Annotated in this window: 11 protein-coding genes and 2 pseudogenes; 9 read left to right on the forward strand and 4 right to left on the reverse strand. The window is 71.9% G+C overall.

What is annotated here, in order from left to right:
• Positions 1 to 18 precede the first annotated feature (18 nt).
• Positions 19 to 498 carry a hypothetical protein gene (locus VH969_RS21060; protein WP_331976819.1) on the reverse strand — a complete coding sequence of 160 codons (480 nt, stop codon included), beginning with the start codon at positions 496 to 498 and terminating at the stop codon, positions 19 to 21.
• Positions 495 to 2,960 carry a molybdopterin oxidoreductase family protein gene (locus VH969_RS21065; RefSeq protein WP_331976821.1) on the reverse strand — a complete coding sequence of 822 codons (2,466 nt, stop codon included), beginning with the start codon at positions 2,958 to 2,960 and terminating at the stop codon, positions 495 to 497. Before VH969_RS21065 ends, VH969_RS21060 begins: the two co-directional genes overlap by 4 nt.
• Positions 2,961 to 3,063: 103 nt before the next feature.
• On the opposite strand from VH969_RS21065, the gene VH969_RS21070 reads away from it, so the two are divergent.
• Positions 3,064 to 3,429 (forward strand): STAS domain-containing protein, encoded by a 366-nt coding sequence (locus VH969_RS21070; RefSeq protein WP_331976823.1) that lies wholly within the window; start codon positions 3,064 to 3,066, stop codon positions 3,427 to 3,429.
• Positions 3,430 to 3,506: 77 nt separating this feature from the next.
• Here VH969_RS21070 and VH969_RS21075 read toward each other — a convergent pair whose 3' ends face one another.
• Positions 3,507 to 5,540: a CocE/NonD family hydrolase gene (locus tag VH969_RS21075; RefSeq protein ID WP_331976825.1), complete on the reverse strand. Its 2,034-nt coding sequence runs from the start codon at positions 5,538 to 5,540 to the stop codon at positions 3,507 to 3,509.
• Positions 5,541 to 5,544: 4 nt separating this feature from the next.
• Positions 5,545 to 6,822 carry an ATP-grasp domain-containing protein gene (locus VH969_RS21080; RefSeq protein WP_331976827.1) on the reverse strand — a complete coding sequence of 426 codons (1,278 nt, stop codon included), beginning with the start codon at positions 6,820 to 6,822 and terminating at the stop codon, positions 5,545 to 5,547.
• A 247-nt stretch (positions 6,823 to 7,069) separates the two neighbouring features.
• Between VH969_RS21080 and VH969_RS21085 the strand changes: the two are divergent.
• The 8 genes and pseudogenes from VH969_RS21085 to VH969_RS21120 form a co-directional block, all read left to right on the forward strand.
• Positions 7,070 to 7,327 (forward strand): annotated as a pseudogene (locus VH969_RS21085) (hypothetical protein); the annotation flags it as partial.
• A gap of 161 nt (positions 7,328 to 7,488) precedes the next feature.
• Positions 7,489 to 7,938, forward strand: coding sequence for a Na+/H+ antiporter subunit E (locus tag VH969_RS21090; RefSeq protein ID WP_331976829.1), 450 nt, complete (start codon positions 7,489 to 7,491; stop codon positions 7,936 to 7,938).
• A complete protein-coding gene (locus VH969_RS21095; RefSeq protein WP_331976831.1) occupies positions 7,935 to 8,186 on the forward strand; it encodes a monovalent cation/H+ antiporter complex subunit F in 252 nt (83 codons plus the stop codon). Before VH969_RS21090 ends, VH969_RS21095 begins: the two co-directional genes overlap by 4 nt.
• A complete protein-coding gene (locus VH969_RS21100; RefSeq protein ID WP_331976833.1) occupies positions 8,183 to 8,473 on the forward strand; it encodes a monovalent cation/H(+) antiporter subunit G in 291 nt (96 codons plus the stop codon). Before VH969_RS21095 ends, VH969_RS21100 begins: the two co-directional genes overlap by 4 nt.
• Positions 8,466 to 8,717, forward strand: a complete 252-nt coding sequence (locus VH969_RS21105) for a Na(+)/H(+) antiporter subunit B (RefSeq protein ID WP_331976835.1) — start codon at positions 8,466 to 8,468, stop codon at positions 8,715 to 8,717. The genes VH969_RS21100 and VH969_RS21105 overlap by 8 nt, the downstream gene beginning before the upstream one ends.
• A complete protein-coding gene (locus VH969_RS21110) occupies positions 8,714 to 9,454 on the forward strand; it encodes an MnhB domain-containing protein (RefSeq protein WP_331976837.1) in 741 nt (246 codons plus the stop codon). The genes VH969_RS21105 and VH969_RS21110 overlap by 4 nt, the downstream gene beginning before the upstream one ends.
• Entirely contained in the window at positions 9,451 to 9,798 is a 348-nt protein-coding gene (locus VH969_RS21115; protein ID WP_331976839.1) for an NADH-quinone oxidoreductase subunit K, read from the forward strand. Before VH969_RS21110 ends, VH969_RS21115 begins: the two co-directional genes overlap by 4 nt.
• Positions 9,799 to 9,801: 3 nt before the next feature.
• A pseudogene (locus tag VH969_RS21120) lies at positions 9,802 to 10,211 on the forward strand (complex I subunit 5 family protein); the annotation flags it as partial.

Below are 10,211 nucleotides of genomic sequence, written 5' to 3' on the forward strand. Positions count from 1 at the left end.
ACAAATGTCGGGGCGGGACTAGCTGGCGAGTACCTGCGGCGACAGGGTCTTGAGCATCGCGTTGGTCCACTTGAGCTGGCGGAGCGTCTGCGGGTGGCAGTGTTGCGCGAGCTCGAGCAGGCCGGGGTTCTTCGTCGCCTGGGCGCCCTGGGCGAGCAGTTCCCAGTCGACCGAGACGCCGGCCGCCTTGCGGTGCAGGCGGCGCAGGTCGGCGAGGAGCTGCAGGCCCGGTTCGGGCCGGCGGCCGACCATCTCGCTCAGCTTCGCCCGGACCGGGGCGAACCGGTCGGGGTGCTGGGCCGGGCCGTCGAGGCGCAGGCCGAACTCACGGCCGGCCTCGGCGAGCCCCTGGACGTGCTGGCGGGACCAGCCGGCGAGGTCGCGGGCCACGTGGTGGATCTCGTGTTCGGCGTGGTGCCGCTCCGAGACGGTCAGCAGGTCGCGGGCCATGGACTGCTCCGCCCGGTGGAGCTCCCGGATGGCGATGTCGAGCTTCATGCCTTGCCTCCCGGCGTGCCGGCGTGCTCGTCGACGCGTCCCGAGTCGCCACCCACGGTCGGCGGTGGCCGGCGGCCGTTGATCGGGGCGGACGCCGTCGTGGTCGGCGCGGCGGTCGTGACGGGTTCGGCTTCGACCTTGGCGATCGCGGCCACCGCCGCCTTGAACAGCGGCTGCTTCGACACGGGGTCCCAGTCGGTCATGGTGAGCTCGTTGGCGCAGCGGTGGCCGTCCGTGCCGCTGGGGTCGTCGGTGTCCCAGTAGCCGTAGTGGAAGGGCAGGAACAGCACGCCGTCCCGGATGGCCGCGATCCGGACGCGGGCGTGGACGCTGCCGCGCGGGCTGGTGATCTCGGCCAGGTCGCCTTCGGTGAGACCTTCCTTCGCCGCGTCGCCTTCCGACATCTCGACCCACATGTCCGGCGCGGCGGCGGCCAGCTGCGGTGTCCGCGCGGTGCGCGTACGGGTGTGGAAGTGGTACAGCGTGCGGCCGGTGCTCAGCCGGTACGGGAACTCCTCGTCCGCGGACTCGTGGGGTGGCAGGTACTCGGCGGCCTTGATCATCGCCTTGCCGTCCGGGTTCGCCGCCCGGTACTCCTCGGGCTCGTTCGGCGCGCCGGTGACGAGGTCGCGGCCGTAGCTTTCGCAGTAGTCGGGGTGGGCGAAGAACACGCCGTCCTCGTACAGCCGTTCGGTCCCGAGTGGACGGTCCGCGTCGCATGGCCACTGGATTCCGTTGGTGCTGCGCAACTTCTCGTACGTGAGCCCGGTGTAGTCACACGGCCGGCCGGCGGAGGCCGCCTTCCACGCCTCGAACGCCGACTCGGGGTCGTGCCAGGCCGGGAACGGTTCGCCGTCCTTGTCGCGCAGGTCCATGCGGCGCGCGTAGTCGAGGAAGATGTCGAGGTCGGAGCGTGCGTCGCCGGGTGGCTCCACGGCCTTCTCCGACAGGTGGACCGTGCGGTCGGCGTTGGTGAAGGTGCCGGTCTTCTCGCCCCACATCGCCGCCGGCAGAACGACGTCGGCGAACTCGGCCGTCTCGGTACGGAAGATGTCCTGCACGACGACGAACAGCCGCTCCTGGCTCAGGATCGAGCGGACGCGGCCCAGCTCGGGCAGGCTCACGGCCGGGTTGGTGGCCGAGATCCACCAGAACCGCATGGTGCCGTTCTCCGCGTAGCGCAGCATCTGCATGAGCGGCGTCGGCGGCGCGTAGTGCGGCAGCTGCGACATCTCCAGGTTCCACAGCCCGGCGAGCTCGGCGACGTGCGAGTCGTTGGCCCAGTTGCGGAAGCCGGTGAGGTCGCCGTCGGCGCCGCACTCCCGGGTGTTCTCCGCGGTGGGCTGGCCGTTCATCTGCAGCACCCCGCAGCCCGGCTTGCCGAGCATTCCCCGGATCAGGTTCAGGTTGTTCACCTGCACGGCGGCCGCGGAGGCCTGATGGGACTGGTAGAAGCCCTGCAGCACCGTGCACAGCAGCCGGTCGGCCTGGCCGACGAGACGGGCCGCGTCGCGCAACCGGCTCTCGTCGATGCCGCAGATCTTCGCCACCCGCTCGGGCGGGTAGTCGGCGACCAGCTTCGCCAGGTCGTCGTAGCCGACGGTGCAGCGGTCGAGGTAGTCCTCGTCGATCCAGCCGCCCGCGATGACCTCGTGCAGGATCCCGTTCATCAGCGCCACGTTGGTACCCGGGATCGGCGCGAGGTGCACGGTCGCCGCCTCGGCCACCGGGGTCTCGCGCGGGTCGACGCACAGCAGCGCCGGTGGCCGGGGCCCGGCGAGGCGGTCGAGGATCCGCTCCCAGAGCACGACCTGGGTCTCGGCGACGTTGTGCCCGAACAGCGCGATGACGTCGGCGTGGTCGACGTCGGTGTAGGACGCGGGCTGGCCGTCGCAGCCGAACGTCACCTTCAGCGCCGCCGCGGCCGTGGCCGTGCACAGCCGGGTGTTGCCGTCGAGGTGGTTGGTGCCGATGCCGCCGTGCGCGATCGCGGCGAGCGTGTAGTACTCCTCGGCGAAGAGCTGGCCGCTGGTGTAGAAACCGAGCGCGGACGGGCCCTGCTCGTCGAGCAGCTCCCGGCTGCGCGCGACCACGAGCTCCATCGCCTCGTCCCAGGTGGACTCGACGAGCTCGCCGTCCCTGCGGACCAGCGGGGTGGTCAGCCGGTCCGGCGAGTGGTTCGCCTGCCAGCCGAACAGGTCCTTGGGGTCGAGGCGGCCCCGGTTGACCCGGTCCATGGCGGCGCCCCGCACCCCGACGATGCGCCCGTCCTTGACCGCGAGCTCCATCCCGTCACCGTTGGAGTGCAGCACCCCGGCGGTCGGCACCCACCGGTCGACGTCCTCGGCCCGCACGCCGTCGAGGAGGTAGCTGTCCACCCGGACGGGCCATGTCTCCCCGGGTCCGTACGGCGTCCTGGTTCCCCACGGGTCCGCGATACCGTCGCGGCTGACACTCGTCATGGGCGCTTACGTACCCAGCCGCGAGCCGATCAACCGGGCTCGTGCAACTCACCCGTGCCCGATACGCTTCCACCAGTCCTCGTTGAGCACGGGAGCTGCCGGAATGACCGGACTCGACCAATCGCCCGACCCGGACGTCGAGCTGGACGTCCGCGTGCGGCGAGACGAGCGCGCAGTCGTGCTGGAGATCGACGGTGAGGTCGACCTCGTCACCTCCGGCCGGTTTCATACCGCGCTCGAACAAGCCGGCTCGGCCCGGCCGGACGTGCTGGTCCTCGACCTGCGCGGGGTGGCCTTCCTCGGCTCGATCGGGCTGAGCCACCTCCTCGAGGTGCACGCGCTCGTCGGTGCCGGGGTGCTGCGGGTGGTCCCGAGCCCGGCGGCCCGCCGGACGATCGAGGTGGCCTGCCTGCACCCGGTCCTCACCATGTACGACACGGTCGAGGACGCGCTCGGCGTGACCCGCTAGCGGCCGGCCGCCGCGGTCGGGCGGGGGTCGGCCAGACCCACCTGGGCAGGACGGCGCCGCGCCACGCCCGATCGCGGTCACAGGTGGTCGCGCGGGAGGGTTATGTCCCAGTTGCGGGAGCAGACGCGGGTGCCGCCCTCGTAGGCGTCCAGCTCGGCGCGCAGGCGGAACTCCGTCTCGGTGCAGGTGAGGGTCTGGCGGGTGTCGATCCTGGTCGACCAGCCGTCGCGGGCGAAGGTCATCGTCCACTCGGTGTCGCCCCGGGCGGAGGTGAAGTCGTCGGCTCGCCAGCTGTAGCGCTCGTGCACGTGCTTGCCGATCTCGACGCCGGTGTCCTCGTAGCGCACCGTGCCCGCGTCCTTGACCACGTCCAGCGCCGACTCGTAGGTGATCATGTTCCGCCGAACGTCCCAGTGGTACGCCCCCGGCTCGACGGCGGTCGTGGCGAGCGGCGTCGCGCCCTCCGGCTCGTCGAAGGTGCGGAGCGTGACCTCGTCGGGTGTCGCGATCGGACGGACGGGCAGGTCGAGCGAGCTGCCGGCGGTGTGGATGGCCAGCCGGACGGGCTCCGGTGGCGGCCAGGCAAGCGGCCAGTACGACGTGGACAGTGACAGCCGGATCCGGTGGCCGGCCGGAAACGCCTGCGCCACACCGTTGAGCGGGATCTCCACCTGGCACCGCCGGCCCGGCTCGAGCGGCTCCGGGTGGTCGTGCGAGTCGCGGTGGGTGAGGTTGAGCAGGCCGTAGGTGACGCGGGTGGCGCTGCCGTCCTCGGCCACGTCGGACAGCCGCGCGGCCACCGTCGCGATCGGACGGTTCGCCGACACGTCCAGGCGGACCACCGGCGCGCCGAGGATCTCGCACGGCTCGCCGAGCACGTCGGACTCGAACACGAGCGAGCCGCCGTCCTCCTCGCGCTGGTCGTACGGCAGGTCCGGCGGCGCGCTGTAGGAGGACCACTTGCCGGCGAACTGGCCCACCGACAGCGGCGACTGGACGGTGAGGACGGTGTCCGGCACCTGCGTGCCGAGCGGCGCGATCCGGTGCGGGGCAAGGGAATGGACGTCGCGGCGGATGTTCGGCGACGGCCAGCTGCGCTCGCCGACCCAGCGCCCCGGACGTTCCTCATAGGACGTCGACGGCGGCACGCTGTCCTGCATCCAGGCGCGCAGCACGGGCTCGTCCGCCGCGTCGCCGCCGTACTCCGGTGAGTCGCGCAGCCACCGGTCGAACCAGCGGACGACCTCCTGCAGGTAGCCGATGGCCGGACCGGGCACGCCGAGGTGCGGGTACTTGTGCGACCACGGCCCGATCAGCCCCTTGCGGGGCACGCGCAGCCCGGCCATCAGCCGCAGCACCGCGTTGGAGTACCCGTCCGCCCAGCCGCACGAGGCGAACACCGGCACCTCGACGGCCGAGTAGTCCTCGCAGACCGACGCGTGCCGCCAGTAGTCGTCGCGCCGCTGGTGGCGCAGCCACTCCGCCGCCCACGGGCGGGCCGCCTCGAGGCGGTCCAGCCACATCCGCCGCCACCGCTCGCCGGTCAGCGCCGGATCGGGCGGGCAGGTGCTGTAGGCGAACATCGTGCCGGACTCGGCCAGGTTGTCCGAGAGCAGGCAGCCGTTCTGATAGTGCATGTCGTCGGCGAACCGGTCGTCGCAGAACGACGCGATGCTGATCGCACCCAGGCTCGGCGGCCGGCGGGCGGCGACCTGCAGCGCCGCGAACCCGCCCCACGAGATCCCCATCATGCCCGTGCGCCCGCTGCACCACGGCTGCTCGGCGAGCCACGCGAGCACGTCCTCGGCGTCGCGCTGCTCCTGGTCGAGGTACTCGTCGACGAGCACGCCGTCGGACTCGCCGCTCCCCCGGATGTCCACGCGCACGCAGGCGAAGCCGTGCCCGGCCAGGTAGGGGTGGGCGATCGAGTCGCGTACCGCGGTGAGGTCGCGCTTGCGGTACGGGATGTACTCGAGGATCGCGGGCACCGGCTCGGTGTCGGAGCAGAGCGGCCGCCAGATTCGGGCGGCCAGCCGGGCACCGTCGCGCACCGTGATCCAGAGGTGCTCGTCTTCCTTGATCTCGTGGGGCAGCGAGGTGACGACTCGCATCCGGTCAGGTTGCTCCTTCCTCGAACTCGAACCGCAGGGCCGCCACGCAACGGTCGTACTTGTCCTCGAGTTCGGCGACGTCGGCGGCACCGACGATGATCTCGGCCAGCTCGTAGCTGTAGCTGTCCTGGCCGGGCAGGTCCGACAGCCGGGCCCCGTCGGGTGCCCTGCGGTGGATGCGCACGCCGTCGATGTCGCGCTCCACCGCGGCGATCTCGTCCGCGCTCGGGCCGGCGCGCAGGACCCCGTCGGAGAACTGGCGCAGGTAGTAGCGGGCGGAGATCTGGTAGGGACCCGCACCGGGCGGGCCGGGGTCCTCGCCGAGGGCGACCTTGAGCATGTAGTGGTGGTTGGGGAAGCCGTCGACCTGTTCGAAGAGGTCGGCGTGTGCCTGGGAGTGCCGCGGGTTGATCTCCAGGACGTTGATCTCGCCGCTGGCGGGGTCGCAGAAGAACTCGATGCTGAACGTGGCGTCGTCGTAGCCCATCCCGCGCATGAGCCGTGCCGACACGTCGGTGAGCCGCTCCTGCGTCGCCGCCGGCAGCTGTGAGGGGTACTGGTGCCGCAGGAAGCTCGACACGTCGGGGTATGGCAGCGAGTCCAGCACGCCGTAGACCACGACCTCGCCGTCCCGCACGTAGCCCTCCACCGCGGCCCGGTCGCCGGTCAGCGCGTGCTCGGCGAGTGCTGCCTGCCCGCCGGCGTCGGCGATCTCGGGCGGCAGGTCGACCATGTCGAGCAGGTACTCGAACGGCTCGCCGACCCGGCCGACACCGTCGCGGAGCTTGGCCGCCGCCGCGGCGAAGTCCTCGTCCCCGGTCACCTCGAACGCGAGCTTCGAGGAGAACGACTTGACCGGCTTCAGCCACAGCGGGTAGGCGACCTCGGCGGGCGGGTGCGGATCGTCCAGGTCCACGACGGCGAACGGGGGGTACTCGTCGATGACCTCGCGCTGCACCAGCCTGCTCCAGTACTTGTGCTCGCAGCGCAGCACCGACTCCAGGCTCGCGCCACGCAGGCCGAACCGGCGGCACAGCACGGGCACGATCGTGCTGACCGGGAAGTCCCAGAAGCCGACGATCGCGTCGATGTGCCCGTCGAACGCCTCGATCCGCGACTCGGCCTCGCGCAACAGGTCGTCGACCGGGATCTCGTCGCCCAGCTGCATCTCCTCGATCGTCAGCAACCCGTGAAACTCGTACCGGTCCGCGTCCGGTACCCGCCGCAACAGGCGCAGGTTGACCTCGTCGAGCCCGAGCACCACGATGTTCAGTCGCCCCATCAACTCTCCTTCATCCGGTACCTGCCTGCCGAATTGGTCCAATGTGGCCAGAAGTGGCCCGCGCCGGCGCGCCCGCGACGACGCGCGTGGAGTCCGAAGTAGATTGACGGCTTGGCGTCACGCAGGGCATCCGGATGGTTTCCCCTGGTTCGATCAAAGTATTCGTGGCGTCCGCCACGGGTTTTCGATCACCGAGACCGGGAACCCGCCGTGGACGAGGCGACCATCCACCCGAGGGAGCGCGGCAATGACCGACAACCAGGAGTCCTTCACACCGCCGCAGGACACCGGCCCGCCCGACGCGGTCGAGACCGACGGCGCCGCTCTCAGCAGCGCCGAGGACCTGGACGAGGACCGGCTGCAGCAGGACCCGCTCGAGGAGGGCATGGACCCGCCGGAGGGCTGGCGCGAGGCCGACAAGTACGGCACGACGCCCTACGAGCAGCGCCACGCCCGGCCCATCGACGACCGCCTGGCCGAAGAGCGGCCGGACGTGCAGCCCGAGTAGCGGAAGGTCCGCACGAGAAACCTCCAGCCGGGGGTTTATTCCACACCGCGCCGGGAGACACCTACGCGGTGACGTCTGCATCGCGCCGGGACCACCGCCTCACCTCCCCGCTCCTCACCACCCGGGCCGCCCGCGGCCTCGACCGGCGGGGCTGACCCGTGCGCGCGGTGGCATGGTGGCTGGCGCTCTGGCTGGTCTGGGTGGCGAGCCTGACCACGGGGAACTGGCCGGAGCTCGCCGTCGGCGCGGTCGTGGCGGGAGTCTGCGTGGTCATCGGGTACCAGGCGCGGCGCGCGCTCGGCGTCCGCTGGTGGCTGCGCCGAGGGTGGCTGCGCGGGGTGCGGCTGCTGCCGTGGACGGTGCTGACCGAGACGTTCACGGTGTGGCGGGCGGCGGCTCGCCGGCTGCGGCACGGGTCTGCGCCGGGCGAGACGCGGGAGCTGCCGCTGCGCCGGGGACGGTCCCGGGCGCGGCAGACGGTGGCCGTGCTGCTGCTCGCCGCGACACCGGGGACCGTCGTCGTGGACGTCGACCGGCGCCGCAACGTGGTGCTGCTGCACGGCGTCACGGCCGGTCCGGGGCCCATGGAACGGGCCGTGCGCTCATGACCGGGCTCGTGCCGGCGTTCGTGCTGATGATCGGCGGCCTGGTGCCCGGCCTGGTGCTGGTGTCCCGGGGTGATGCCGTCGCGCGGCTGATCGGGCTGCAGCTGCTCAGCTGCGTCGCGGTGCTGGTGTTGTTGCTGCTCGCGCAGGGGTTCGGCCAGTCCCAGTACCTGATCGTGCCGTTGGTGCTGGTCGTGCTCGCCTTCGCCGGCACGCTGGTGTTCACCCGGCTGCTGGGCAGGCGGCCATGACCGTGCTCGGCGGGGTGCTGATCTGGTTCGGCGTGCTCGTGGTCGTGGTCTCCGCCGTGGCCGCGCTGGTGCTGCCGGCGGTCCACCCCCGCCTGCACGCCCTCACGCCGGTGACGTCGCTGGCGGGACCGCTGATCGGGGCCGGCGTGGCGGTGCTCAACGGGTTCAGCCTCACCACCGCCACGGTGCTGCTGATCGTCGTGCTGCTCGCGATCACCGGGCCGGCGCTGACCACTGCGATGGCGCGGCTGGCCGGCGAACGGGAGCAGGAGGCGGGCCGTGGCTGAGCTGATCGTGGTCCTGGCGCTGGCGCTCGTCGCGGTCGCCGGGACCGTCGTGGTCCGCACGCGCGACCCCGCCGGTCAGGCCGTCGTCCTGGGCGGCTACGGGCTGTTGCTGTCGGTGCTGTTCGTCGTCCTGCAGGCACCGGACGTGGCGCTGTCGCAGGTGGCCGTCGGGGCGGCGGTGGTGCCGCTGATGGTGCTGCTGACGATCCGCGCGATCGGCCGCTACCAGGGCCCGCGGCGATGACGAGGACGGCGCGCACGATCGTGTTCGGGGTCGGCGCGCTGTGCCTCGGGGTGTTCCTCGTACTGGTCTTCCTGCGGATGCCCGAGTTCGGCGGGTCGCGGCACGCCTACCGGGACGCGAGCGTCGGCGCGGCGCTTCGGCAGGTCACGCCGAACGTGGTGGCGTCGATCAACTTCGACCAGCGGGCGCTGGACACGCTGGGCGAGGAGATCATCCTGTTCGGCTCGGTGATCGGCGCGGCCACGTTGCTGCGGCTCGGCGAGCACGAACGTCGCCGCCCGCTGACCCCGGGCGAATCGGTGTTGCCCTCGACCCGGCTGCTGGGGTACCTGCTGCTGCCGGTGCTGGTGCTGCTCGGCCTGGACGTGATCGCGCACGGCCACCTGACGCCGGGCGGCGGGTTCCAGGGCGGCGTGGTGCTGGCCTCCGGCGTGCATCTGTCCTATTTGGCCGGTAGCTATCGCGCGTTGCGGCGGCTGCGTCCGCTCGACTGGTACAACTACGCCGAGGCGCTCGGCGCCGGGGCGTTCGTGGCGCTGGGCTGTGCCGGCATGGTGGCCGGCGGCGCCTTCCTCGCCAACTTCCTGCCCCACGGGCAGTTCACCCAGCTGTTCTCCACCGGCACGGTGGCCGTGCTGAGCATCGCCGTCGGCGTCGCGGTGACCGCGGGCGCGGTCGTGCTGCTCGCCCAGTTCCTCGAGCAGGCGATGGCCGTACAAGCCGAGGAGGCCGGATGATCCCGTTCGCCTACGCCGTCGCCGGCTACCTGCTGCTGCTCGGCTGCTACGGCGTCGTCCGCAGCCACGACCTGGTGCACACCACCGTGTGCGTGTCGGTCGCCCAGTCCGGGACCTACGTGCTGCTGCTGACCGTCGGCTACCAGCGCGGTGCGACCGCGCCGGTGTTCGGTTCCAGCACCCCGCCGGGCACCCCGGTCGTCGACCCGGTGGTGCAGGCGCTGACCCTGACCGACATCGTCGTCGGCGCCACCGTGACCGCGCTGCTGCTGGCGCTGGCCCTGCAGGTGGCCAAGCGGCACGGCACGGTCGACCCCGACCAGCTCAACAGCCTGCGGGGCTGACGGGTGGCCCCGCTGGCGATCGCGATCCCGTTGCTCGCGGCGTGCCTGCTGCTGGCGTTCGGGACGAAGCTCCCCCGGCTCGCGACGGATCTCGTGGCGATCGCCGCGGCGGCGGGCTGCCTGGTCAACGCGATCCTGCTGTGGCACCGGGTGTCCGGGCAGCGCGAGGTGTACTGGGCCGGCGGTTGGCGACCGGACGGCGGGCACGGCGTCGGCATCGTGCTGGTGGTCGACCCGGTGGGGGCCGGGCTGGCGGCGTTGATCGCGTTGCTCACCGGGTGCGCGTTGCTGTTCAGCTGGCGGTACTTCGAGACGGCCGAGGCGCACCTCCCCGTGCTGGTGCTGCTGTTCCTGACCGGGATGACCGGGTTCGTCCTGGTCGGCGACCTGTTCACGATGTTCGTCTTCTTCGA

This window comes from Actinophytocola sp. (assembly GCF_036555685.1).
Lineage (GTDB): Bacteria > Actinomycetota > Actinomycetes > Mycobacteriales > Pseudonocardiaceae > Actinophytocola.